Annotated in this window: 22 protein-coding genes, 3 tRNA genes and 1 other RNA gene; 24 read left to right on the top strand and 2 right to left on the bottom strand. The window is 40.1% G+C overall.

The genetic code is table 11. The features are described 5' to 3' along the window. The first annotated feature begins 24 nt into the window (after positions 1–24). The 19 genes from ACLV7Q_RS06795 to sufB all read left to right on the top strand — a co-directional run bounded on the left by ACLV7Q_RS06795 (position 25) and on the right by sufB (position 18,789). Positions 25–585 carry a GTP pyrophosphokinase gene (locus ACLV7Q_RS06795; protein WP_218757602.1) on the top strand — a complete coding sequence of 187 codons (561 nt, stop codon included), beginning with the start codon at positions 25–27 and terminating at the stop codon, positions 583–585. Between the two features lie 478 nt (positions 586–1,063). Then, a complete protein-coding gene (parC, locus tag ACLV7Q_RS06790; protein WP_218757601.1) occupies positions 1,064–3,535 on the top strand; it encodes a DNA topoisomerase IV subunit A in 2,472 nt (823 codons plus the stop codon). Between the two features lie 134 nt (positions 3,536–3,669). After that, positions 3,670–4,692 carry a branched-chain amino acid aminotransferase gene (locus tag ACLV7Q_RS06785; protein WP_218757600.1) on the top strand — a complete coding sequence of 341 codons (1,023 nt, stop codon included), beginning with the start codon at positions 3,670–3,672 and terminating at the stop codon, positions 4,690–4,692. Positions 4,693–4,714: 22 nt separating this feature from the next. Next, the gene (locus ACLV7Q_RS06780; RefSeq protein WP_218757599.1) at positions 4,715–6,682 is read left to right on the top strand and encodes a peptide ABC transporter substrate-binding protein; all 1,968 of its coding nucleotides are present in this window, start codon (positions 4,715–4,717) and stop codon (positions 6,680–6,682) included. Positions 6,683–6,746: 64 nt separating this feature from the next. Continuing rightward, entirely contained in the window at positions 6,747–7,436 is a 690-nt protein-coding gene (locus tag ACLV7Q_RS06775) for a DUF969 domain-containing protein (RefSeq protein WP_050242451.1), read from the top strand. Beyond that, positions 7,433–8,356 (top strand): DUF979 domain-containing protein, encoded by a 924-nt coding sequence (locus ACLV7Q_RS06770; RefSeq protein WP_218757598.1) that lies wholly within the window; start codon positions 7,433–7,435, stop codon positions 8,354–8,356. Before ACLV7Q_RS06775 ends, ACLV7Q_RS06770 begins: the two co-directional genes overlap by 4 nt. A 14-nt stretch (positions 8,357–8,370) precedes the next feature. Further along, complete coding sequence (pcp, locus tag ACLV7Q_RS06765) at positions 8,371–9,015, top strand: pyroglutamyl-peptidase I (RefSeq protein WP_000699369.1); 645 nt, start codon at positions 8,371–8,373, stop codon at positions 9,013–9,015. A 167-nt stretch (positions 9,016–9,182) separates the two neighbouring features. Continuing rightward, positions 9,183–9,413, top strand: coding sequence for a DUF2969 domain-containing protein (locus ACLV7Q_RS06760; RefSeq protein ID WP_000037113.1), 231 nt, complete (start codon positions 9,183–9,185; stop codon positions 9,411–9,413). 49 nt (positions 9,414–9,462) lie between these two features. Beyond that, positions 9,463–9,543, top strand: a tRNA-Tyr gene (locus ACLV7Q_RS06755). A gap of 9 nt (positions 9,544–9,552) precedes the next feature. Continuing rightward, positions 9,553–9,624: transfer RNA gene (locus ACLV7Q_RS06750), tRNA-Gln, on the top strand. 161 nt (positions 9,625–9,785) lie between these two features. After that, positions 9,786–10,988 carry a 30S ribosomal protein S1 gene (gene rpsA / locus ACLV7Q_RS06745; protein WP_001001631.1) on the top strand — a complete coding sequence of 401 codons (1,203 nt, stop codon included), beginning with the start codon at positions 9,786–9,788 and terminating at the stop codon, positions 10,986–10,988. Between the two features lie 86 nt (positions 10,989–11,074). Next, positions 11,075–11,572 (top strand): GAF domain-containing protein, encoded by a 498-nt coding sequence (locus tag ACLV7Q_RS06740; RefSeq protein WP_023932849.1) that lies wholly within the window; start codon positions 11,075–11,077, stop codon positions 11,570–11,572. After that, on the top strand, positions 11,572–13,227 hold the full coding sequence (dnaX, locus tag ACLV7Q_RS06735; protein ID WP_218757597.1) for a DNA polymerase III subunit gamma/tau: 1,656 nt from the start codon (positions 11,572–11,574) through the stop codon (positions 13,225–13,227). The genes ACLV7Q_RS06740 and dnaX overlap by 1 nt, the downstream gene beginning before the upstream one ends. 27 nt (positions 13,228–13,254) lie before the next feature. After that, positions 13,255–13,449, top strand: coding sequence for a DUF3272 domain-containing protein (locus ACLV7Q_RS06730; RefSeq protein WP_001041547.1), 195 nt, complete (start codon positions 13,255–13,257; stop codon positions 13,447–13,449). 149 nt (positions 13,450–13,598) lie between these two features. Further along, complete coding sequence (gene sufC / locus ACLV7Q_RS06725) at positions 13,599–14,369, top strand: Fe-S cluster assembly ATPase SufC (RefSeq protein WP_000114489.1); 771 nt, start codon at positions 13,599–13,601, stop codon at positions 14,367–14,369. Positions 14,370–14,396: 27 nt separating this feature from the next. Further along, entirely contained in the window at positions 14,397–15,659 is a 1,263-nt protein-coding gene (sufD, locus tag ACLV7Q_RS06720; RefSeq protein ID WP_218757596.1) for a Fe-S cluster assembly protein SufD, read from the top strand. A 10-nt stretch (positions 15,660–15,669) separates the two neighbouring features. Continuing rightward, on the top strand, positions 15,670–16,896 hold the full coding sequence (locus ACLV7Q_RS06715; RefSeq protein WP_218757595.1) for a cysteine desulfurase: 1,227 nt from the start codon (positions 15,670–15,672) through the stop codon (positions 16,894–16,896). Next, positions 16,883–17,323, top strand: coding sequence for a Fe-S cluster assembly sulfur transfer protein SufU (gene sufU / locus ACLV7Q_RS06710; protein ID WP_218757594.1), 441 nt, complete (start codon positions 16,883–16,885; stop codon positions 17,321–17,323). Before ACLV7Q_RS06715 ends, sufU begins: the two co-directional genes overlap by 14 nt. A 53-nt stretch (positions 17,324–17,376) precedes the next feature. Beyond that, on the top strand, positions 17,377–18,789 hold the full coding sequence (gene sufB, locus ACLV7Q_RS06705) for a Fe-S cluster assembly protein SufB (protein WP_006151262.1): 1,413 nt from the start codon (positions 17,377–17,379) through the stop codon (positions 18,787–18,789). A gap of 83 nt (positions 18,790–18,872) precedes the next feature. Here the strand turns inward: sufB and pbp3 are convergent, their stop codons facing one another. Beyond that, on the bottom strand, positions 18,873–20,114 hold the full coding sequence (gene pbp3, locus ACLV7Q_RS06700; RefSeq protein WP_218757593.1) for a D-alanyl-D-alanine carboxypeptidase PBP3: 1,242 nt from the start codon (positions 20,112–20,114) through the stop codon (positions 18,873–18,875). Between the two features lie 102 nt (positions 20,115–20,216). Here pbp3 and cozE point away from each other — a divergent pair, with 102 nt between their 5' ends. Together cozE and ssrA are read left to right on the top strand one after the other, a co-directional pair. Next, on the top strand, positions 20,217–21,326 hold the full coding sequence (cozE, locus tag ACLV7Q_RS06695; protein ID WP_218757592.1) for a cell elongation protein CozE: 1,110 nt from the start codon (positions 20,217–20,219) through the stop codon (positions 21,324–21,326). Positions 21,327–21,867: 541 nt separating this feature from the next. Then, positions 21,868–22,215: a transfer-messenger RNA gene (gene ssrA / locus ACLV7Q_RS06690) on the top strand. Positions 22,216–22,390: 175 nt separating this feature from the next. On the opposite strand, the gene ACLV7Q_RS06685 is transcribed toward ssrA, so the two are convergent. Continuing rightward, positions 22,391–22,478 (bottom strand) — tRNA-Ser (locus tag ACLV7Q_RS06685). 161 nt (positions 22,479–22,639) lie between these two features. On the opposite strand from ACLV7Q_RS06685, the gene ACLV7Q_RS06680 reads away from it, so the two are divergent. From ACLV7Q_RS06680 to ACLV7Q_RS06670, 3 genes are read left to right on the top strand one after another with little or no spacing between them, the layout of a single operon-like run. After that, the gene (locus ACLV7Q_RS06680) at positions 22,640–23,380 is read left to right on the top strand and encodes a DeoR/GlpR family DNA-binding transcription regulator (protein WP_000920651.1); all 741 of its coding nucleotides are present in this window, start codon (positions 22,640–22,642) and stop codon (positions 23,378–23,380) included. Beyond that, positions 23,377–24,288: a 1-phosphofructokinase gene (gene pfkB / locus ACLV7Q_RS06675; protein ID WP_218757591.1), complete on the top strand. Its 912-nt coding sequence runs from the start codon at positions 23,377–23,379 to the stop codon at positions 24,286–24,288. The genes ACLV7Q_RS06680 and pfkB overlap by 4 nt, the downstream gene beginning before the upstream one ends. Beyond that, the gene (locus tag ACLV7Q_RS06670; protein WP_218757590.1) at positions 24,285–26,237 is read left to right on the top strand and encodes a fructose-specific PTS transporter subunit EIIC; all 1,953 of its coding nucleotides are present in this window, start codon (positions 24,285–24,287) and stop codon (positions 26,235–26,237) included. The genes pfkB and ACLV7Q_RS06670 overlap by 4 nt, the downstream gene beginning before the upstream one ends. Positions 26,238–26,310: the final 73 nt, after the last annotated feature.

Here is a 26,310-nt window from a genome sequence, read left to right as displayed (position 1 = left end):
TGAAAAAGCGAGAGGAGAAGACTCATGATTGAAAAAGTGGAACGCCTCATTACAGAGATTAATCGTATTCATCGAGAATATTCTAAAGATTATTTTGAAACGGGTAAGGTGGAAAAAATCAATCTTAAGCATACCTTTTCAAAAGTTCCGACTAAAGCGATTTTGTCCTACCGTCTGAATTTACATGAGTCAATTAATGACTATCTGATGAAAGCAGATGTCCAAGATATTGCCTATGTTTATCGTGTCAAAACTTCTGAGTCTATTTTAGATAAAATTACACGTTTTTCCGAGCGTCAAGAGGGCTATCCTGTGAATTCAATTCTTAATGATATTTTTGGTGCTCGTATGATTTTGAGTTCCAAAGAGATAGCTCAAGTCATGGAGAAATTAGATGATTGGCAAGAGAATTACGGACTAAAAAACTGGTATTTACGTGATAAAGATGGCTATGTCGGTATTCATATCTATTTTAAAAATAAAAGTAATTTTTACTACCCATGGGAACTCCAACTTTGGGATAAGAAAGATGTAGATAGTAATATCGCCAGCCATATCAAGTATAAACGAGGATTTGTGGAGTAGACATTTCAAGTGGAAATGAGATACAGGAATTGGATGAAACTCACTTACTCTATATTTTTTCTTTTTCCATAAAAAATACACTACATTCTTCGAAAGGAGTTGAACACGCCTTAAATACTGTGTGAAATTTCTTATTAACTGAAGCAACAAATTTTAAGCACATTAAACTACAGAAAGGGTCGTTTGGTTATTTGTAGTAACTGAACACGGGACTAATTTTATTCGGAAAAAAGTCAAATCGTCTTGACTTCATTGAGCCCTACATCGATTTTCTATTTTTCTACAGACATTTTTGGCAAGTCAAATCGTCCCTTTGTATCTTAACTAACCCCCTTTTCTGTAAAAACCTATTCTATATTCTTTGAAAGGAGTTGAACACGCCCTAAATGATGCGTGAAAAAGATAAATTCTCTGGTGAGCTTTCTTACTTCAAGAATTTTCTATTTTCACTTGGTATTTTACGGGCTCTGTATCCTATATGTCTAACATTCAAAACATGTCCCTAGAGGACATCATGGGAGAGCGCTTTGGTCGCTACTCCAAGTACATTATTCAAGACCGGGCTTTGCCAGATATTCGTGATGGCTTGAAGCCGGTTCAGCGTCGTATTCTTTATTCGATGAATAAAGATGGAAATACTTTTGACAAGAGCTATCGTAAGTCGGCCAAGTCTGTCGGGAATATCATGGGGAATTTCCACCCACACGGGGATTCTTCTATCTATGATGCTATGGTTCGTATGTCACAGGACTGGAAAAATCGTGAGATTCTAGTTGAAATGCACGGTAATAACGGATCTATGGACGGGGATCCGCCTGCGGCTATGCGTTATACTGAGGCACGTTTGTCTGAGATTGCAGGCTATCTTCTTCAGGATATCGAGAAAAAGACAGTTCCTTTTGCTTGGAACTTTGACGATACCGAGAAAGAACCGACAGTCTTACCAGCAGCCTTTCCAAACCTCTTGGTTAATGGTTCTACTGGTATTTCGGCTGGTTATGCCACAGATATTCCACCTCATAATTTAGCTGAGGTTATTGATGCGACGGTTTATATGATTGATCATCCAACTGCCAAGGTGGATAAACTCATGGAATTCTTGCCTGGACCAGACTTCCCGACTGGAGGGATTATCCAGGGTCGTGATGAAATCAAGAAGGCCTATGAAACTGGGAAAGGGCGCGTGGTTGTTCGTTCCAAGACTGAGATTGAAAAGCTAAAAGGTGGTAAGGAACAAATCGTTATCACTGAGATTCCTTATGAAATCAACAAGGCCAATCTGGTTAAGAAAATCGATGATGTTCGTGTCAATAACAAGGTGGCAGGCATTGCTGAGGTTCGTGATGAGTCTGACCGTGATGGTCTTCGTATCGCTATCGAGCTAAAAAAAGACGCCAATACGGAGCTGGTTCTAAACTATCTCTTTAAGTACACAGACCTGCAAATCAACTACAACTTTAACATGGTGGCGATTGACAATTTCACTCCTTGTCAGGTTGGGATCGTTCCAATCTTGTCTAGCTATATCGCCCACCGTCGTGAAGTGATTTTGGCGCGTTCTCGCTTTGACAAGGAAAAGGCTGAGAAACGTCTTCATATCGTCGAAGGTTTGATTCGCGTGATTTCGATTTTGGATGAAGTCATTGCTCTTATCCGTGCTTCTGAGAATAAGGCTGACGCCAAGGAAAATCTCAAGGTCAGCTATGATTTTACAGAGGAGCAGGCTGAGGCTATCGTTACCTTGCAACTTTACCGTTTGACCAATACAGACGTAGTTGTCTTGCAGGAAGAAGAAGCAGAACTTCGTGAAAAGATTGCTATGCTTGCGGCGATTATCGGTGATGAACGGACCATGTACAATCTCATGAAGAAAGAACTTCGTGAGGTCAAGAAGAAATTTGCGACTCCACGTTTGAGTACTTTAGAAGACACTGCGAAAGCAATCGAGATTGATACAGCTAGTCTGATTGCTGAGGAAGATACCTACGTCAGCGTGACCAAGGCAGGTTACATCAAGCGTACCAGCCCACGTTCCTTTGCCGCCTCCACCTTGGAAGAAATTGGCAAGCGTGATGATGACCGTTTAATCTTTGTTCAATCTGCCAAGACTACCCAGCATCTTTTGATGTTCACGACCCTTGGAAATGTCATTTATCGACCAATTCATGAATTGGCAGATATTCGCTGGAAGGACATTGGTGAGCATCTGAGCCAGACCATTACAAACTTCGAAACGAATGAAGAAATTCTTTATGTGGAAGTCGTGGATCAGTTTGATGATGCGACAACTTATTTTGCAGCGACTCGTCTCGGTCAAATCAAACGCGTAGAACGAAAAGAATTCACCCCATGGAGGACCTACAAGTCTAAGTCTGTCAAGTATGCTAAGCTAAAAGACGAGACAGACCAGATTGTAGCAGTGGCTCCGATTAAACTAGATGATGTTCTCTTGATTAGCCAAAATGGTTATGCCCTACGTTTCAATATCGAAGAGGTTCCGGTTGTCGGTGCTAAGGCAGCAGGTGTCAAAGCTATGAACTTGAAAGAAGATGATGTCCTCAAAGCAGCCTTTATCTGCAATACGTCTTCTTTCTATCTTTTGACACAACGTGGAAGCTTGAAACGTGTTTCAACAGAGGAAATTCCAGCAACCAGCCGTGCTAAACGAGGACTACAAGTCTTGCGTGAGTTGAAAAACAAACCGCACCGTGTCTTCTTGGCAGGAGCAGTTGCAGAACAAGGCTTCGTTGGTGACCTATTTAGTACAGAAGTGGACGTGAACGACCAAACTCTACTTGTTCAATCCAATAAAGGAACAATCTATGAAAGCCGATTGCAAGACTTGAGTCTGTCAGAACGCACAAGTAACGGTAGCTTCATCTCTGACACGATTTCTGATGAAGAAGTTTTTGACGCTTATCTTAAAGAAGTATTTACTGAAACTAAATAAGTGAAATGAAGAATCAGTTCTAAGAGCTGGTTCTTTTTATTGAAGAAATTTTCTGAAAATTACAAAATATACTTGCTATTTTAGAAAAATAGTGTAGAATATAAGAAATAGGTTTTTAGAATAAGGAGTGGAATATGACAGTAACGATTGATTGGGAAAACCTTGGTTTCTCCTATATGAAATTACCTTATCGCTATATTGCTCATTTTAAAAATGGACAATGGAATCAAGGAGAGCTTACAGAGGATGCAACTTTGCATATTTCAGAGTCTTCTCCAAGTCTCCACTATGGACAACAAGCATTTGAAGGTTTGAAAGCTTATCGTACTAAGGATGGCAGTGTTCAACTGTTCCGTCCTGATGAAAATGCCAAACGCCTGCAACGGACATGTGACCGTCTCTTGATGCCACAAGTTCCGACAGACATGTTTGTAGAAGCTTGTAAAGCAGTTGTCCGTGCGAATGAAGAATACGTACCACCATACGGAACAGGTGGGACCCTCTATCTTCGTCCTCTTTTGATTGGTGTCGGAGATATTATCGGGGTAAAACCAGCAGAGGAGTATATTTTTACTATCTTTGCTATGCCAGTTGGAAATTACTTTAAGGGTGGTTTGGTTCCAACCAACTTCTTGATTCAGGATGAATACGACCGTGCGGCTCCAAATGGTACAGGTGCGGCAAAGGTTGGTGGAAACTATGCTGCCAGTCTCTTGCCAGGGAAATTGGCCAAGTCACGTCATTTTTCAGATGTTATTTACCTAGACCCTTCAACTCATACAAAGATTGAAGAAGTCGGATCAGCTAACTTCTTTGGAATTACAGCTGATAATGAATTTGTAACACCATTGAGTCCATCTATCTTGCCATCTATTACCAAGTATTCCTTGCTTTATTTGGCAGAACACCGCTTGGGCTTAACTCCTATTGAGGGTGATGTCCCAATTGATAACCTGGACCGTTTTGTAGAGGCAGGTGCCTGTGGTACAGCAGCAGTGATTTCTCCAATTGGAGGTATTCAGCACGGTGATGATTTCCATGTATTCTATAGTGAAACAGAAGTTGGTCCTGTGACTCGTAAACTCTATGATGAACTGACAGGAATTCAGTTTGGTGATATTCCAGCGCCAGAAGGTTGGATTGTAAAAGTAGATTAAAAATATATTAAAGGAGATTTTTATGAAATCGAAAAAGTGGATTTTAACAACAGGACTTATCCTAAGCACAACAGCTCTTTTAGCAGCCTGTGGAAAAGCTGATAAAGAAGCAGATGCTCCGACAACATTTTCTTATGTCTATGCAGTGGATCCAGCATCCTTGGACTACAGCATAGCAACGCGTACATCCACAACAGATATTATCGGGAATGTCGTTGATGGTTTGATGGAAAATGATAAATATGGTAATGTTATTCCTTCTTTGGCTGAGGATTGGTCTGTCTCAAAAGATGGATTGACTTATACCTATAAACTTCGTAAGGGAGTGAAATGGTACACATCAGAAGGCGAAGAATACGCAGAAGTAACAGCCCATGACTTTGTGACAGGACTAAAACACGTCGCTGATGGTAAGTCAGACGGTGTCTCTCTCATCCAAAATTCAATTAAAGGCTTAGACGCCTACATGACTGGTGAAACCAATGATTTCTCTACAGTTGGTGTTAAAGCTTTGGATGACTACACAGTTGAGTATACATTGAATGCGCCAGAAAGTTTCTGGAATTCAAAAGTGACCACAGCGACGATGTTGCCTGTAAATGAAGAGTTTTTAAAGGCATCAGGAAAGAATTACGGAGAGGTTAGCCCAGCAGGTATTCTCTACAATGGTCCTTATTTCTTAAAAACATTGACTTCTAAATCGTTGATTGAATATGAAAAAAATCCAAATTACTGGGATAAAGAAAATGTTAAAATTGAGAAGATTAAATTGACCTACTACGATGGTTCAGATCAGGAGTCTTTGATCCGTAGCTTCTCCTCTGGTGCTTATACGACAGCCCGTCTCTTCCCAAGTAGTTCAAACTTTGCTTCAACTTTGGAAGAATACGGAGATAAAATCACTTATAGCCCACAGGACTCAAGCAGTTATTACTTTACTTTTAACGTAAATCGTCAGTCATACAATAAAACTGCGAAAACAAGCGAAGGGCAAAAGACTTCTACAAAAGAAGCTATGCTTAATAAGGACTTCCGTCAGGCTATCAACTTTGCCTTTAACCGTCATTCCTATGCTGCCCAGCTAAACGGTGAAGATGGTGCGGACAAGATTATTCGTAACAGCCTTGTTCCAGATAACTTCGTACAAGCAGGTGGTAAGAACTTTGGTCAAATCGCCCAAGCAGAGTTGGTGAACTATGGTGACCAATGGAAAGGTGTTGAGCTAGTTGACGGTAAGGATTCTATCTACAACCCTGAAAAGGCTAAAGTTGCTTTCGAAAAAGCTAAGAAAGACTTGGAATCTAAAGGGGTAACTTTCCCAATTCACTTGGATGTCCCGGTTGAACAAACAGATACTATCGCCGTTCAACAAAGCAACTCTTTCAAACAGTCCATTGAATCAACTCTTGGTGCTGAAAATGTTGTCATCGATGTGCTTCAAATGACAGATAATGAAAAAGAAACGATTACATCACAAGCGCGTGTTCCTTCTCAAAAAGACTATGATTTGAACAGTACAGGATGGGCTCCAAGCTATCAAGATCCAGCGTCTTACTTGAATATTATGGATCCAAAATCTGGTTCTGCCATGAAACACCTTGGTATTACGAAAGGAAAAGATAAGGATGTTGTCGCTAAACTTGGTTTGGATCAATATAAGAAATTGTTAGAAGATGCTGTTTCTGAGACCACTGACCTAGAGAAGAGATATGAAAAATATGCCAAAGCTCAAGCTTGGTTGACAGATAGTTCATTATTGATGCCAACAGCTTCATCTGGTGGTTCTCCAGTTGTAAGTAACGTAGTACCATTCTCAAAACCATACTCACAAGTTGGTATTAAGGGGGATCCATATATCTTTAAAGGAATGAGATTGCAAAAAGATATTGTTACAACAAAAGAATATGACGAAGCTCTTAAAAAATGGCAAAAAGAAAAATTGGAATCAAATAGTAAGTACCAAAAAGAACTAGAAAAACACATTAAATAAGGAATGGTATTGCTCTTGATAAAATTTAAAAAATACTGTCATTTTGAATATAGAGGAGTTTGATATGGAGTGGATTAAGCTAATAGGAATAGCAATCATTGTTGTGGGTTTTATTTTAAAGTTTGATACAATTGCAACAGTAGTCTTAGCTGGTTTGGTTACAGCTTTAGTTTCAGGTGTTTCTCTTGTTGAATTTTTGGAGATTTTGGGAAAAGAATTTAGCAATCAGCGAGTGCTCACGATTTTTATGGTTACCTTGCCTCTTGTGGGGTTGTCAGAAACCTTTGGACTCAAGCAACGATCAATTGATTTGATTCGAAAGATTAAAGGTCTGACAGTTGGAAACTTCTATACAGTTTATTTCTTTATTCGAGAGTTAGCTGGTTTCTTTTCAATTCGTCTAGGAGGACACCCTCAGTTTGTCAGACCTTTGGTTCAACCCATGGGAGAAGCAGCAGCAGAGTCTCAATTAGGTAGAAAGTTAACAGAGGTTGAAGATGAGAAAATAAAAGCGCGTGCAGCTGCGAATGAAAATTTTGGAAATTTCTTTGCTCAAAATACGTTTGTAGGTGCTGGGGGAGTCCTCTTGATAGGGGGAACATTAGATCAGTTAGGATATGAAAGCAATTATGCAGGGATTGCTTCTGCATCTATTATTGTTGCTGTTATAACACTTATTGTAGTGGGGATTTACAATTATTTATTTGATAAAAAATTGACATCAGAAAAGACTAGGGGAGGAGAACAAAAATGACAGAGTTGGCAAAGCAACTATTAGAGTTGACCTATATTGTGATTGGTTGTCAATTTCTCCATACAGCCTATTGTGGTTATAAAGATAAAACAAACCCAGTCCGATTTGGAACATCTGCATTTTGGACTCTATTGGCTATTACGTTTATAGGTGGTTCCTATATGCCAAATATGAGTATTGGTATTATTGTAATCCTATTATCGCTGTTAACACTGTTTAAGCAAGTCCGTATCGGAACCTTGCCATCCTTAGATGAAATGAAAGCCAATATTGAATCTAACAGATTGAAAAATAAAATTTTTATTCCAGTTATGCTGATGGCAATACTTGCGTTGGTCTTAGCGCAAATGATTCCAGAATTTAGCAAGATTTCGATTAGCCTTGCCGCCTTGTTTGCTACAATTTCTGTTCTTGTGATTACCAATAGTCACCCTAAGAGTCTGTTATCAGAAAATAATCGAATGACTCAGCAAGTTTCAACAAGTGGGATTGTTCCCCAATTATTAGGGGCTTTGGGGGCTATTTTTACTGTAGCAGGTGTTGGTGATGTTATCTCTCATCTGATTAGCGGTATTGTTCCTTCAGATAGTCGCTTTATAGGAGTTTTGGCCTATGTTCTTGGAATGGTTCTATTCACAATGATTATGGGAAATGCTTTTGCAGCATTCACCGTTATTACAGCAGGTGTTGGAGTTCCCTTTGTATTTGCTCTGGGAGCTAATCCAATTGTGGCTGGTGCTCTTGCCATGACAGCAGGTTATTGTGGGACCTTATTGACCCCAATGGCTGCTAATTTTAACGCTCTACCAGCAGCACTGATGGATATGAAAGATCAGAATGGTGTTATAAAGGCTCAAGCAGGTGTTGCTCTAGTAATGATTGTTATTCACATATTCTTAATGTACTTTCTCGCATTTTAGTAAAGGAAAATAAAATGAAAATATTGGTTACAGGTTTTAATCCTTTTGGAGGTGAAAAGATTAATCCAGCTTTGGAGGCTGTAAAATTATTACCATCTGAGATTAATGGGGCCGAAGTTCGCTGGGTAGAAATTCCAACGGTTTTTTATAAGTCGTCAGAAGTTTTAGAGGCAGAAATATTACGATATCAACCAGATGCTGTACTTTGTATTGGACAAGCAGGCGGCAGGACAGGTTTAACACCTGAACGAGTGGCTATTAATCAAGATGATGCTCGCATACCTGATAACGAAGGCAATCAACCAATTGATACACCGATTCGTATTGATGGAGCATCGGCCTATTTTAGTAGTTTACCTATCAAAGCGATGGTACAAGCTATCAAAAAACAGGGACTTCCGGCAGTTGTATCCAATAGTGCAGGAACCTTTGTTTGCAATCATTTGATGTACCAAGCTCTTTATTTAGTGGATAAAAAATTCCCTAATATGAGAGCAGGTTTCATGCATATTCCATATATGATGGAACAAGTAGTAAATAAGCCGAATACTGCAGGAATGAGTCTATGTGATATTGTAAGAGGCATAGAGGTAGCTATTGAAGCTATTGTAGACTACAAAGATAAGGATTTGCAGTTAGTAGGTGGTGAGACTCACTGATAACCTAAAAAGGATAGTCAATTATGCTTGTTTACTAACTATTAGCTATGCTAAATCGATTGAGGTTGTTTACATAAAACTCTATATCAGACAAGCCTGATATAGAGTTTTTTCTTGCTAGTTTTAGGATTTTCTTGTAAAATAGAAAAAGTGAAGAGAGGTATGAAATGAGTAAGAAAGATAAAAAAATCGAAATTCAAGTAGCAGATGCCAAAGTTAATGTTGGAAAAGACAGTTTTGAAGGTTATACATTGACTATCGGTAAAAAAGTTATTGGAGAAATTGCCGAATTAGATGGACAATTTGCCATCATAAAGAATGGGAATGTCGATAGTTTTTATAAAAAATTGGAAAAAGCTGTGGAAATTTTGATTGAAAATTATAATTTAGCAAAATAAGTCTTGTTTTTTTGAAATTTTCATGATATAATAGTCCATGTTGATTGTAGGAGAGATAGCGAAGAGGCTAAACGCGGCGGACTGTAAATCCGCTCCTTCGGGTTCGGGGGTTCGAATCCCTCTCTCTCCATTTCATCAATGGGGTATAGCCAAGCGGTAAGGCAAGGGACTTTGACTCCCTCATGCGTTGGTTCGAATCCAGCTACCCCAGTTCTTAGGTAATAATCAAGATAAAAAGCAAAATATCTTAGGGTATTTTATTTTTATAATTGAAAGACGTGAATGATATGAACATGTCCTTGCGGGTGCTTAGGAAAAAAATTATAAGTATGTCAAGTTTAAGAAAAACTTGATTGTTGGAGGATTTTTTAGATGAACGAATTTGAAGATTTGCTAAATAGCGTTAGCCAAGTTGAGACTGGTGATGTTGTTAGTGCTGAAGTATTGACAGTTGATGCGACTCAAGCTAACGTTGCAATCTCTGGAACTGGTGTTGAAGGTGTCTTGACTCTTCGCGAATTGACAAACGATCGCGATGCAGATATCAATGACTTTGTTAAAGTAGGAGAAGTATTGGATGTTCTTGTACTTCGTCAAGTAGTTGGTAAAGATACTGATACAGTTACATACCTTGTATCTAAAAAACGCCTTGAAGCTCGCAAAGCATGGGACAAACTTGTTGGTCGCGAAGAAGAAGTTGTTACTGTTAAAGGAACTCGTGCCGTTAAAGGTGGACTTTCAGTAGAATTTGAAGGTGTTCGTGGATTTATCCCAGCTTCAATGTTGGATACTCGTTTCGTACGTAACACTGAGCGTTTTGTAGGTCAAGAATTTGATGCTAAAATCAAAGAAGTTGACGCTAAAGAAAACCGCTTCATCCTTTCACGCCGTGAAGTTGTTGAAGCAGCTACAGCAGCAGCTCGCGCTGAAGTATTCGGTAAATTGGCTGTTGGTGATGTAGTAACTGGTAAAGTTGCACGTATCACAAGTTTCGGTGCTTTCATCGACCTTGGTGGTGTTGACGGATTGGTTCACTTGACTGAATTGTCACACGAACGTAACGTATCACCAAAATCAGTTGTAACTGTTGGTGAAGAAATTGAAGTGAAAATCCTTGATCTTAACGAAGAAGAAGGACGTGTATCACTTTCACTTAAAGCAACAACACCTGGACCATGGGATGGCGTTGAGCAAAAATTGGCTAAAGGTGATGTAGTAGAAGGAACAGTTAAACGTTTGACTGACTTCGGTGCATTTGTTGAAGTATTGCCAGGTATCGATGGACTTGTTCACGTATCACAAATTTCACACAAACGTATTGAAAATCCAAAAGAAGCTCTTAAAGTTGGTCAAGAAGTTCAAGTTAAAGTTCTTGAAGTTAACGCAGATGCAGAGCGCGTATCACTTTCTATTAAAGCTCTTGAAGAGCGTCCAGCTCAAGAAGAAGGACAAAAAGAAGAAAAACGTGCTGCTCGTCCACGTCGTCCAAAACGTCAAGAAAAACGTGATTTCGAACTTCCAGAAACACAAACAGGATTCTCAATGGCTGATTTGTTTGGTGATATCGAACTTTAATCAAATTGAAAATTCACAAAATCCTTTGTTTACTAAACAAGGGATTTTTCTTTTGTCTCTGCTCCTTTTTTTGATATAATAGTTCTATGTTAAAATCAGAAAAACAATCACGTTATCAAATGTTAAATGAAGAATTGTCCTTCCTATTGGAAGGCGAGACCAATGTTTTGGCTAATCTTTCCAACGCCAGTGCTCTCATAAAATCACGTTTTCCTAATACCGTATTTGCAGGCTTTTATTTGTTCGATGGAAAGGAATTGGTTTTAGGTCCCTTCCAAGGAGGTGTTTCCTGTATCCGTATTGCACTAGGCAAGGGCGTATGTGGTGAAGCTGCTGAGTTTCAGGAAACAGTCCTGGTTGGTGATGTAAGTACCTATCCCAACTATATTTCTTGTGACAGTCTAGCTAAAAGTGAAATTGTGGTGCCGATGATAAAGAATGGCCAACTACTTGGAGTTCTGGATTTGGATTCTTCAGAGATTGAGGATTACGATGCTATGGATCGAGATTATTTGGAACAATTTGTTGCTATTTTGCTTGAAAAGACGGAATGGGACTTTACAATGTTTGGGGAAAAATCTTAATGTATCAAGCACTTTATCGAAAATATAGAAGTCAAAACTTCTCCCAGTTGGTTGGTCAAGAAGTTGTGGCTAAGACTCTTAAACAAGCAGTAGAACAAGAGAAAATAAGTCATGCCTATCTTTTTTCTGGTCCACGTGGAACAGGAAAAACCAGTGTAGCTAAGATCTTTGCCAAGGCTATGAACTGCCCAAATCAAGTGGGTGGTGAACCTTGTAATAACTGCTATATTTGTCAGGCAGTGACGGACGGTAGTTTAGAAGATGTCATCGAAATGGATGCGGCCTCTAATAATGGGGTGGATGAAATCCGTGAAATTCGTGATAAATCTACCTATGCCCCTAGCCTTGCTCGTTATAAGGTTTATATCATAGATGAGGTTCACATGCTGTCTACAGGGGCTTTTAATGCCCTCCTAAAGACGCTGGAAGAGCCAACACAGAATGTAGTTTTTATTTTGGCCACTACTGAATTGCACAAGATTCCTGCGACTATTCTATCCCGTGTGCAACGTTTTGAATTTAAATCAATTAAGACACAGGATATTAAGGAACATATCCACTATATCTTAGAAAAAGAAAATATTAGTTCTGAACCAGAGGCTGTGGAAATCATTGCCAGACGGGCGGAAGGTGGAATGCGGGACGCCTTGTCTATTTTGGATCAAGCCCTGAGTTTGACACAGGGAAATGAATTGACGACTGCCATCTCTGAAGAAATTACTGGCACCATTAGCCTATCAGCCTTGGATGATTATGTGGCTGCCTTGTCTCAACAGGATGTTACCAAGGCCTTGTCTTGCTTAAATCTTCTTTTTGACAATGGCAAGAGCATGACCCGTTTTGTGACCGACCTTTTGCACTATTTAAGAGACTTGTTAATTGTTCAAACAGGGGGAGAAAACACTCATCATAGTCCAGTCTTTGTAGAAAATTTGACACTTCCTAAAGAAAATCTGTTTGAAATGATTCGCTTGGCGACAGTGAGTTTAGCAGATATTAAGTCTAGTTTGCAGCCCAAGATTTATGCTGAAATGATGACCATTCGTTTAGCGGAAATCAAGCCCGAACCAGCTCTTTCTGGTGCAGTTGAACATGAAATTTCTGCACTGAGACAGGAAGTGACACGTCTCAAACAAGAACTCGCTAATGTGGGAACTGTGCCCAAGCCAACAAGCCCAGTAACTCCCCGCCCAGCAGTAGGTAAGACAGTCTATCGTGTGGATCGCAATAAAGTTCAATCTATCTTACAAGAGGCCGTTGAAAATCCTGATTTAGCACGTCAAAATCTGATTCGCTTGCAGAATGCCTGGGGAGAGGTAATTGAAAGTCTAGGTGGGCCGGACAAGGCTCTGCTAGTTGGTTCTCAACCGGTTGCGGCTAATGAACACCATGCTATTCTTGCTTTTGAGTCTAACTTTAATGCCGGTCAAACCATGAAACGGGATAATCTCAACACCATGTTTGGCAACATCCTCAGTCAAGCAGCAGGTTTTTCACCTGAGATTTTAGCTATTTCCATGGAGGAATGGAAAGAAGTTCGCGCAGCCTTTTCAGCCAAAGCCAAATCTTCTCAAACTGAAAAAGAAGCAGAAGAAAGCCTGATTCCAGAAGGATTTGAATTTTTGGCTGATAAAGTGAAGGTAGAGGAAGACTAAAGAAAGATTTCATGATACAATAAGTTTATGAATAAACAACAATTTATTATTATGGCGCTGTTTACAGCTGCTGAGACCTATTTTTTCAATGAAGCCTGGATGACTGGTCGCTATATTATGGCAGCCTTTTGGGCAATTTTACTCTTCAGAAATTTTCGCGTCAGTTATGTGATGGGCAAAATCGTTGATGTCATCGATCAGCATTTTAATAGGAAAGACTAGCCCTCAGCTTCCAGACAAAATCAAAGCCTTTTAGGCTTTTTTTTGTTATACTAGAAAAGTATATTTATAGACCCTTTACTCTATTTCTGGGGAAATCAGACGTTTTTCTAGTAAGTACTGTAAAGGCCTTGAAAAAGAAAGGAACTATCATGTCAGTATTAGAGATCAAAGATCTTCACGTTGAGATTGAAGGAAAAGAAATTTTAAAAGGGGTTAACCTGACCCTGAAAACAGGAGAAATTGCCGCTATCATGGGACCAAATGGTACAGGTAAATCGACTCTTTCTGCCGCTATCATGGGAAATCCAAACTATGAAGTTACCAAAGGTGAAGTCTTGTTTGATGGCGTAAACATCCTTGAGTTAGAAGTAGATGAGCGTGCGCGTATGGGACTTTTCCTTGCTATGCAATACCCATCAGAAATTCCTGGAATTACCAATGCTGAGTTTCTTCGTGCAGCAATGAATGCTGGTAAAGAAGATGATGAAAAGATTTCAGTTCGCGAGTTCATCACTAAACTAGACGAGAAGATGGAATTGCTAAACATGAAAGAAGAAATGGCAGAGCGTTACCTCAACGAAGGCTTCTCTGGTGGTGAGAAAAAACGTAATGAAATTCTTCAACTCTTGATGTTGGAACCAACTTTCGCCCTTTTGGATGAGATTGACTCAGGTCTTGATATTGATGCCCTTAAAGTTGTATCGAAAGGTGTGAATGCTATGCGTGGTGAAGGCTTTGGTGCTATGATTATCACTCACTACCAACGTCTTTTGAACTACATCACACCAGATGTGGTACACGTCATGATGGAAGGTCGTGTTGTCCTTTCTGGTGGTCCAGAATTGGCTGCGCGTTTGGAACGTGAAGGATACGCAAAACTAGCTGAAGAACTTGGCTACGACTACAAGGAAGAATTGTAATTCCCTCGTATCTTTTAGGAGAAGTAAATGACTAAAGAAAATATTAAACTTTTTTCAGAAATGCACGCTGAACCAAGCTGGTTGGCTGACCTCCGTCAAAAAGCTTTTGACAAGATTGAGACTTTGGAATTACCAGTTATTGAGCGTGTCAAATTCCACCGTTGGAATCTCGGTGATGGAACGATTACAGAAAATGAGCCATCAGCAAATGTTCCAGATTTCACAGCTTTAGATAATCACTTGAAGTTGGTGCAAGTAGGAACGCAAACTGTTTTTGAGCAAATTCCAGTTGAGTTGGCTCAACAGGGTGTCGTCTTTACAGACTTCCATTCAGCTTTAGAAGAAATTCCAGAGCTTGTTGAGGAATTCTTCATGTCATCTGTCAAGTATGACGATGATAAGTTGGCAGCCTACCATACAGCTTATTTCAACAGTGGTGCTGTTCTCTATATTCCTGATAATGTTGAGATTAAAGAACCAATCGAAGGAATTTTCTACCAAGACAGCGATAGCGATGTGCCTTTTAACAAGCATATTATGATTATCGCTGGTAAAAATTCTAAGATTAGTTATCTGGAGCGTTTAGAGTCACGCGGTGAAGGAAGTGCCAAAGCAACTGCTAATATCACAGTAGAAGTAATTGCACGTTCTGGTGCTCAAGTCAAGTTTGCTGCGATTGACCGTCTAGGTGAAAACGTCACTGCCTACATTAGCCGTCGTGGTAAATTAGGCAACGATGCAAGCATTGACTGGGCGATTGGTGTTATGAACGAAGGAAACGTCGTTGCTGACTTTGATAGTGACTTGATTGGTAACGGTAGCCATGCCGACCTTAAAGTCGTAGCTCTTTCAAGTGGCCGTCAAGTGCAAGGTATTGATACTCGCGTGACTAACTATGGTTGCAACTCAATCGGAAATATCCTCCAACATGGGGTTATTCTTGAAAAAGCAACCTTGACCTTCAATGGCATCGGCCATATCATCAAGGGGGCAAAGGGAGCAGATGCGCAACAAGAGAGCCGTGTTCTCATGCTTTCAGACCAAGCACGTTCAGATGCCAATCCAATCCTTTTGATTGATGAAAATGACGTTACTGCAGGACACGCGGCTTCTATCGGTCAGGTAGATCCAGAAGATATGTACTACCTCATGAGTCGTGGCTTGGATAAGGCAACTGCAGAGCGTTTGGTTGTTCGTGGTTTCCTTGGATCCGTTATCGTTGAGATTCCAGTCAAGGAAGTTCGTGATGAAATGATTGCGACTATCGAAGAAAAATTGTCAAAACGCTAAGGGGTAGCCTATGTTAGATGTAGAAGCGATTCGCAAGGATTTTCCAATTTTAGACCAGATTGTCAACGATGAACCGTTGGTCTATCTGGACAATGCTGCGACGACACAAAAACCACTAGCAGTTCTGGAAACAATCAACCGCTACTATGAGCAGGACAATGCCAATGTTCATCGCGGTGTTCATACCTTGGCAGAACGGGCGACAGCATCCTATGAAGCCGCTCGTGAAACCATTCGTAAGTTTATCAATGCAGGGTCTACAAAGGAAGTTCTCTTTACTAGAGGAACGACAACAAGCCTGAACTGGGTGGCGCGCTTTGCAGAGGAAGTCTTGACTGAGGGAGACCAGGTCTTGATTTCCGTCATGGAACACCATTCCAATATCATTCCATGGCAGGAAGCCTGCCGTAAGACTGGGGCAGAGCTTGTCTATGTCTATCTCAAGGATGGAGCTCTGGATATGGATGATTTGCGAGCTAAATTGACTGATAGAGTCAAGTTTGTCTCCCTTGCTCACGCCTCAAATGTTCTTGGTGTGGTCAATCCAATCAAGGAAATCACTCAATTAGCCCACCAAGTTGGGGCAATCATGGTAGTGGACGGTGCTCAATCTACACCTCATATAAAGATTGATGTCCAGGACTTGGATGTGGACTTCTTCGCCTTTTCGGGTCACAAGATGGCTGGTCCGACTGGTATCGGTGTTCTTTATGGCAAAGAAAAGTATCTGGAGCAAAAGTCACCCCTTGAATTTGGCGGTGAGATGATTGATTTCGTCTATGAGCAATCTGCTAGTTGGAAGGAATTGCCTTGGAAATTCGAGGCAGGAACTCCCAATATGGCTGGTGCAATTGGACTTGCTGCTGCAGTGGATTATCTGGAAACGATTGGTATGGATGCCATTGAAGCCCATGAACAGGAATTGATTGCCTACGTCTATCCAAAATTGCAGGCGATTGAAGGATTGACCATTTATGGTTCACAGGACTTGGCTCAACGTTCAGGTGTCATCGCTTTTAACCTAGGGGATCTCCATCCTCACGACCTTGCGACTGCTTTGGATTATGAAGGAGTGGCTGTTCGTGCAGGTCACCATTGTGCGCAACCCTTGCTCCAGTATTTGGAAGTTCCAGCAACAGCTCGTGCAAGTTTTTATATCTACAATACCAAGGCAGATTGCGACAAGTTGGTCGATGCCTTACAAAAGACAAAGGAGTTTTTCAATGGCACTTTCTAAACTAGATAGCCTTTATATGGCAGTGGTAGCGGACCATTCGAAAAATCCACATCACCAAGGAAAGTTGGAAGACGCTGAACAAATCAGTCTCAACAATCCGACTTGTGGGGATGTTATCAATCTCTCTGTCAAGTTTGATGCAGAGAATCGTTTGGAAGATATCTCTTTTCTAAACTCAGGCTGTACCATCTCAACTGCCTCTGCTAGTATGATGACAGATGCCGTTTTAGACAAGACCAAGCAAGAAATCTTAGAACTTGCGACCATTTTTTCTGAAATGGTTCAAGGGCAAAAAGATGAACGCCAAGACCAACTAGGCGATGCAGCTTTCTTGTCAGGTGTTGCCAAATTCCCTCAACGAATCAAGTGTGCAACCCTAGCTTGGAACGCCCTGAAGAAAACAATTGAAAATCAAGAAAAACAATAAGACAAGTTTCTTTTGTCTTATGAATCAGTAGAAATGAAGAAAGAAAGGATATTATGGCTGAAGAAAGAGTAGAACCAAAACCAATTGACCTTGGTGAATATAAATTTGGTTTCCATGATGATGTAGAGCCTGTCCTATCGACAGGAAAAGGATTGAATGAAGATGTCATTCGTGAGCTATCAGCTGCAAAGGGAGAACCTGAGTGGATGCTAGAATTCCGTTTGAAGTCTTATGAAACCTTCAAAAAAATGCCCATGCAAACTTGGGGAGCAGACTTGTCAGAGATTGATTTTGATGACTTGATCTACTACCAAAAACCATCTGATAAACCAGCTCGTTCATGGGATGAGGTTCCTGAAAAAATTAAAGAAACCTTTGAGCGTATCGGGATTCCTGAAGCTGAGCGTGCCTATCTAGCCGGTGCCTCTGCCCAGTACGAGTCAGAAGTAGTTTACCACAACATGAAGGAAGAATTTGAGAAGTTAGGTATCATCTTTACAGATACGGATTCTGCTCTCAAAGAATACCCAGACTTGTTTAAACAATACTTCGCTAAGTTGGTACCGCCGACAGATAACAAGTTGGCTGCCCTTAACTCAGCAGTATGGTCAGGTGGAACCTTTATCTACGTACCAAAAGGGGTCAAGGTAGATATTCCTCTTCAAACTTACTTCCGTATCAACAACGAAAATACTGGTCAGTTTGAACGTACCTTGATTATCGTTGATGAGGGAGCAAGTGTTCACTATGTAGAAGGATGTACAGCGCCAACTTATTCAAGCAATAGCTTGCATGCTGCCATCGTAGAAATTTTTGCCTTAGATGGTGCTTATATGCGTTATACGACTATCCAAAACTGGTCTGATAACGTCTATAACTTGGTAACCAAACGTGCTAAAGCCTTGAAAGATGCGACTGTTGAGTGGATTGATGGAAACTTGGGTGCCAAGACAACTATGAAATACCCATCTGTTTACCTAGATGGAGAAGGGGCGCGTGGTACCATGCTTTCTATTGCCTTTGCTAATGCAGGGCAACACCAAGATACTGGTGCTAAGATGATACACAATGCTCCACATACAAGCTCGTCTATCGTGTCTAAATCCATCGCTAAAGGCGGAGGGAAGGTTGACTACCGTGGACAAGTAACCTTTAACAAAAACTCTAAGAAATCTGTTTCTCACATTGAGTGTGATACTATTATCATGGATGACTTGTCAGCATCAGATACCATTCCATTTAATGAAATCCACAACTCGCAAGTTGCTTTGGAACACGAAGCTAAGGTATCTAAGATTTCAGAAGAGCAACTCTATTACCTCATGAGCCGTGGATTGTCAGAATCAGAAGCAACTGAAATGATTGTTATGGGATTTGTAGAGCCTTTTACAAAAGAACTTCCAATGGAATATGCAGTTGAACTTAACCGTTTGATTAGCTATGAGATGGAAGGATCAGTTGGGTAAAATTTGATTTTAGATATACTCAAAATCAAGGACTTTGAAGATGAATTTGTAATAAAAAATCGCGATTTTAAACCGCGATTTTTTTATAATTTCTCATTAACAAATCGGATAAACTGATTCCACCAAACTTTTAAGAAGAAGGCTTTTTCAATTTTCTTTTCTGCTACCATTTCAAAACTAGGGCGCTCTGTGGTGATGTAACCTTGACCAATCAAGTCCTTGTCTTCGTAAGTCAGATGTCCAACCACTGTTCCAGCTTCAAGTGGTGCTGGGATTGCTTTGGAATTAGGTGTGAATTGAACAGATTGGGAAGATTGACTCCCAACACGTTCGATTAGATAGATATCCTCTGGAGCCACTGCAGTTACCGTATCTTCTTTTCCATCTTGTACAGGGGCTTTGCTATCTTGATAGGCATCGCCTTGTTGAACGATTTTGCGAAGTGTAAATGTAGAAGAAATATAATCCATTAGGGAAGATGTAGCTGTAAACCGAGCGTAGGGATTATTGTCTTGATGGTCTGCATTTAAAACAACTGTGATGACTCTCATGCCTTTTTCGACAGTAGTACCAACAAAAGACTCTCCAGCCTTATCTGTTGTTCCTGTTTTTAGTCCATCAAAACCACCACGGTAAGCAGGCATACCTTCTAACATGTAGTTGGTTGAAGTAATTGTCATTCCAGCAAAAGTAGAAGAAGGTTTTTTGGTGATTTCCAAGACTTGTGGATATTTTTTGATGAGGTTGCGGGCAACGATAGCGACATCATAAGCACTGAGCTTATTTTCATCATCTTTATTAGACCCTGGGTAAATGTTATCTCCGAGAGTTTCGTTGTTCAGACCAGTTGTATTGACAACCGTGGCATCTTTGATTCCCCATTCCAGGAGTTTGGCCCGCATCATATCAACGAAGTTTTTTTCAGAGCCAGCAATTTTCTCAGCTAGGGCAATAGCGGCGCTGTTGGCACTAGATACCAGAGTTGCTTCAAGTAACTCTTCGACAGTATAATTACGGGCCTCCATAGGAACATTACTGGCTTCAGAATTTGTCGTCAATTGATAAGGATAATCAGAAATATCTACTGTGGTGGATAGTGTGATACTTCCATTTTCGAGTGCTTCATAGACCAGGTAAACTGTAAGTAGTTTTGTTATAGAAGCAATTTCGACAGGTTGCGTTGCATCCTTCTCATAGAGAATTTTACCAGTATTTGCCTCAACAGCAATGGCATGTTTAGCAGCAATATTAAAATCTTGAGCAGCAACAGTAGAAGCGCCTCCTAAAAGGGAGACAGTTAATAAAGTTAAAAATATTTTTTTCATAGTAGTCTTATTCTATCATAAAGAAAAAAAATATTCTTGCTTTAATAATTCATCCGTTAAGCTTTTTGAAAATATGGTAAAATAGAGTGAGGGAGGTAACTCATGTTTCGTAGAAATAAATTATTTTTTTGGACCACAGAAATTTTACTCTTAACCATCATCTTTTACCTATGGAGACAGATGGGGTCTTTGATTAACCCTTTTGTTAGCGTGCTTAATACAATTATGATTCCATTTTTATTAGGGGGCTTTCTTTATTATTTGACAAACCCTATTGTTACTTTCTTAAATAAAGTCTGTAAACTCAATCGTCTACTTGGTATTTTAATTACCTTGTGTGCTTTGGTCTGGGGAATGGTCATAGGTGTTGTCTATCTCTTACCTATTTTGATTAATCAGTTATCTAGCTTGATTATATCTAGTCAAACTATTTATAGTCGAGTACAAGACTTAATCATAGACTTATCTAATTATCCTGCGCTCCAGAATTTGGATGTAGAAGCTACAATTCAGCAGTTAAACTTATCCTATGTTGATATTCTTCAAAATATCCTAAATAGCGTATCAAATAGTGTGGGGAGCGTCTTGTCAGCTCTTATCAGTACTGTTTTGATTTTGATTATGACTCCAGTTTTTTTGGTTTATTTTTTACTAGATGGACATAAATTCTTGCCCATGCTTGAAAGAACGATTCTAAAGAGGGATCGCTTGCATATTGCAGGCCTCTTAAAGAATTTAAATGCGACGATTGCTCGCTATATTAGTGGAGTTTCGATTGACGCAATCATTATAGGTTGTTTGGCTTATATTGGCTATAGTATTATTGGTTTAAAATATGCTTTAGTTTTTGCTATTTTTTCTGGTGTAGCCAATTTAATTCCTTATGTGGGGCCAAGTATTGGTTTGATTCCTATGATCATCGCAAATATATTCACTGATCCCCATAGAATGCTGATCTCAGTGATTTATATGCTTGTTGTTCAGCAGGTAGATGGCAATATCTTATATCCTCGAATCGTAGGAAGTGTTATGAAGGTTCATCCAATCACGATTTTGGTTTTACTTTTGTTGTCAAGCAATATCTATGGTGTCATTGGAATGATTGTCGCAGTGCCAACCTATTCTATCTTAAAAGAAATTTCTAAGTTCTTATCCCGTTTGTATGAAAATCATAAAATAATGAAAGAACGAGAAAGAGAATTAGCTAAGTAAAAGTCAGGAGAACCCTGATTTTTCTTTACTGGAAGTGGCCTTTAGATTAGAAGATTGAAAATAAGTTAAAGTCCTAAACTAATTTTCATAGCTAAGAATAGTAGAAGTTAATCTGATAAAAATCGAAAAAACCAGTGAAATTCCGTGTCAGGGTAAGTTCCACTGGTTTTCATAGTCTATTAAAGTTTGAATGAAACTTATTTATTTTAGCACAACAAGTAAAACGTAGTCCGAATAATATAAGGATTGATTTTATAGTTTTTAAACTCAAATGAATTGAAACAAAGAGAGTAGGAAAATTCTCATCTGAAAGTATTTTAGAATAATTCTCTTCGTGAATTTCTTCAAAACAGATAGCTTCATCTTAGGTATATGTTAATTGGATTTCGTAAGCTCTATTCACAATCGTAAAGTTATGCACTGAGAAAGTTGTAGTTAGTCTCCCAGTTTGCTAAATTTCTCGAATAGTATCTTTTTTAGGTATGTGATTTCTTTTTTGCATTTTTGAGTTAGATAAGGTATAATGGTTCTATTGTCTTTTGGGGTCGTTACGGATTCGACAGGCATTATGAGGCATATTTTGCGACTCGTGTGGCGACGTAAACGCTCAGTTAAATATAACTGCAAAAAATAACACTTCTTACGCTCTAGCTGCCTAAAAACCAGCAGGCGTGACCCGATTTGGATTGCTCGTGTTCAATGACAGGTCTTATTATTAGCGAGATACGATCAAGTCTTGTCTAGCGGCTTGATAAGAGATTGATAGACTCGCAGTTTCTAGGCTTGAGTTATGTGTCGAGGGACTGTTAAACTAATACATAACCTATGGTTGTAGACAAATATGTTGGCAGGTGTTTGGACGTGGGTTCGACTCCCACCGGCTCCATTATTCCTTTGCATTCTTTTGCATTCTTTGGTAAAACGTTGTTAAATCAACGTTTTTTATTTTTATCTTTGGTATTCCTTGGTATTCTTTTGCGAAAAAAGGAGTCACAAATTTTAAAAAAGGGATACAAAAAAGGATACAACATTTGTTGCATCCTAGAAATAATTTTTCTTTTCTACGGAAGACATGGGATTCGAACCCACGCACGCTGTTACACGCCTACCGCGTTTCCAACACGGCCTCTTAAGCCTCTTGAGTAATCTTCCAATACTTACTCAAATAGTTTACCATAAAGGCTCTTATCTTGCAATAAAAATTCTAGAAATAAGAAAAATGATAGAATTTGAAAGAAAATGATAAAAAATGCTTGACTTTAAAAGAAAGTATGATAGAATGAATAGTGTAAACGATAACAGGAGGTGATTCGGTGTTAAAAACAGAGCGGAAGCAACTGATTTTAGAGGAGTTAAATCAACATCATGTAGTTTCTCTAGAAAAATTAGTTAGTTTGCTAGAGACCTCAGAATCAACGGTTCGAAGAGACTTGGATGAATTGGAAGCTGAAAACAAGCTTCGTCGCGTGCATGGTGGAGCAGAATTACCCCACTCCTTGCAGGAAGAAGAAACCATTCAAGAAAAATCTGTCAAAAACCTTCAAGAGAAGAAGTTGTTGGCTCAGAAAGCAGCCTCTCTCATCAAGGAACAAGATGTCATCTTTATCGATGCTGGAACAACTACAGCATTTTTGATTCATGAATTGGTCAATAAGAATATTACTGTAGTGACCAACTCGATTCACCATGCTGCTCAGTTGGTTGAAAAGCAGATTCCAACGGTCATGGTTGGAGGAAGTGTCAAGATGGCGACAGATGCTAGCATCGGGGGCGTTGCTCTTAACCAGATTAACCAATTGCACTTTGACCGTGCCTTTATTGGGATGAATGGTGTAGATGATGGCTATTATACGACTCCTGATATGGAGGAGGGAGCTGTGAAGCGAGCTATTTTGGAAAATGCCAAACAGACCTATGTCTTGGTCGATTCGTCAAAAATTGGACAAACTTGCTTTGCTAAGGTAGCACCACTCAAACGCGCTATTGTTATCACAAGTCAAGGGCATGAGCTCTTGCAGGCTATTAAGGAGAAAACGGAGGTAATAGAAGTATGATTTATACAGTCACACTCAATCCATCCATTGACTATATCGTTCGTTTGGACCAAGTCCAAGTTGGTAGTGTCAATCGTATGGACAGTGATGATAAGTTTGCTGGTGGGAAAGGAATCAATGTCAGCCGTGTCTTGAAGCGCTTAGATATTCCAAATACAGCGACTGGATTTATCGGTGGCTTTACTGGTAAATTTATCACAGATACTTTAGCAGAGGAAGAAATCGAGACGCGTTTTGTCCAAGTGGCAGAAGATACTCGTGTAAATGTTAAGATTAAAGCAGACCAAGAAACAGAAATCAACGGAACGGGTCCAACTGTTGAACCAGCCCAGCTAGAAGAGTTGAAAGCTATTTTATCGAGTCTGACAGCAGAAGATACGGTGGTGTTTGCGGGTTCAAGTGCTAAAAATCTGGGCAATGTCATTTACAAGGATTTGATTGCCTTGACGCGTCAGACGGGTGCGCAAGTGGTTTGTGACTTTGAAGGGCAGACCTTGATTGATAGTTTGGACTATCAGCCACTCTTGGTCAAACCAAATAATCACGAGCTTGGAGCTATCTTTGGAGTGAAACTTGAAAGTTTAGATGAAATCGAGAACTATGCTCGTGAGTTACTGGCTAAAGGTGCTCAAAACGTCATTATCTCTATGGCTGGTGATGGTGCCCTTCTTGTCACATCTGAGGGAGCTTACTTTGCTAAACCAATCAAAGGGACAGTCAAAAATTCAGTTGGGGCTGGTGACTCTATGGTCGCTGGATTTACAGGTGAATTTGTCAAATCAAAAGATGCAGTAGAAGCCTTCAAATGGGGAGTAGCTTGCGGAACAGCAACGACCTTCTCAGATGACTTGGCAACAGCAGAATTTATTAAAGAAACATATGAAAAAGTTGAGGTAGAAAAACGATGAAAATTCAAGACCTATTGAGAAAAGATGTCATGTTGCTGGATTTGCAGGCAACTGAAAAAACAGCTGTCATCGAAGAGATGATTAAAAGCTTGACAGACCACGGTTATGTGACAGATTTTGAAACCTTTAAAGAAGGAATTTTGGCACGTGAAGCTCTGACTTCTACAGGTTTGGGTGACGGAATCGCAATGCCTCACAGCAAAAATGCTGCTGTCAAAGAAGCGACAGTTCTCTTTGCTAAGTCAAATAAGGGTGTTGATTATGAGAGTTTGGATGGACAAGCAACTGACCTCTTCTTCATGATTGCGGCTCCAGAAGGTGCCAATGATACTCACTTGGCAGCCTTGGCAGAATTATCTCAATACTTAATGAAAGACGGTTTTGCTGACAAACTTCGTCAAGCAACATCAGCTGACCAAGTTATTGAACTTTTTGACAAAGCTTCAGAAAAAACTGAGGAACCTGTTCAAGTACCTGCCAATAACTCTGGTGACTTTATCGTAGCTGTTACAGCTTGTACAACAGGTATTGCCCACACTTACATGGCCCAAGAAGCTCTTCAAAAAGTGGCTGCTGAAATGGGTGTTGGAATTAAGGTCGAAACCAACGGTGCTAGCGGTGTTGGAAACCAACTCACTGCTGAGGACATCCGAAAGGCTAAAGCTGTTATCATCGCAGCAGACAAGGCAGTTGAAATGGATCGTTTCGATGGCAAACCATTGATCAATCGTCCGGTTGCTGACGGTATCCGTAAGACAGAAGAGTTGATCAACTTAGCTCTTTCTGGAGATACTGAAGTCTACCGTGCTGCTAATGGAGTCAAAGCTGCAACAACCTCTAACGAAAAACAAAGTATCGGTGGTGCTTTCTACAAACACTTGATGAGTGGTGTTTCTCAAATGTTGCCATTCGTTATCGGCGGTGGTATCATGATTGCCCTTTCCTTCTTGATTGACGGTGCTTTGGGTGTTCCGAATGAAAACCTTGGCAGTCTTGGTTCCTACCATGAGCTAGCTTCTATGTTCATGAAAATTGGTGGAGCTGCCTTTGGTTTGATGCTTCCAGTTTTTGCAGGTTATGTTGCCTACTCTATCGCTGAAAAACCAGGTTTGGTAGCAGGTTTCGTGGCTGGTGCTATTGCCAAAGAAGGTTTTGCCTTTGGTAAAATTCCTTATGCCGCAGGTGGTGAAGCAACTTCAACTCTTGCAGGTGTCTCATCTGGTTTCCTAGGTGCCCTTGTTGGTGGATTTATCGCAGGTGCTTTAGTTCTTGCTATCAAGAAATATGTCAAAGTTCCTCGTTCACTTGAAGGTGCTAAATCAATTCTTCTTTTGCCACTTCTTGGAACAATCTTGACTGGATTTGTCATGCTAGCTGTGAATATCCCAATGGCAGCAATCAACACTGCTATGAATGACTTCCTAGGCGGTCTTGGAGGAGGTTCAGCTGTCCTTCTTGGTATCGTCCTTGGTGGAATGATGGCTGTTGATATGGGTGGACCAGTCAACAAAGCAGCCTATGTCTTTGGTACAGGTACGCTTGCGGCAACTGTTTCTTCAGGTGGTTCTGTGGCTATGGCAGCAGTTATGGCTGGAGGAATGGTGCCACCACTTGCCATCTTTGTCGCAACACTTCTTTTCAAAGATAAATTTACCAAAGAAGAACGTAACTCTGGTTTGACAAATATTATCATGGGCTTGTCATTCATCACTGAGGGAGCGATTCCATTTGGTGCCGCTGACCCAGCTCGTGCGATTCCAAGCTTCATCCTTGGTTCTGCAGTAGCAGGTGGCCTCGTTGGTCTTACTGGTATTAAACTCATGGCGCCACACGGAGGAATCTTCGTGATTGCCCTTACTTCAAATGCCTTCCTTTACCTCGTTTCTGTCTTGGTCGGAGCAATCGTAAGTGGTGTGGTCTATGGTTACCTACGCAAACCACAAGCATGAAACTTAGATAGAAAATGAAAAGATTGTACCGTTTGGTGCAGTCTTTTTCTCTTTCTGAAATGTCTGTGAAATA

The organism is Streptococcus mitis, assembly GCF_965111725.1.
GTDB lineage: Bacteria > Bacillota > Bacilli > Lactobacillales > Streptococcaceae > Streptococcus > Streptococcus mitis_DV.
The sequence above is the reverse complement of the archived record's forward strand: the minus strand, read 5'-3'. Positions and strand labels throughout refer to the sequence as shown.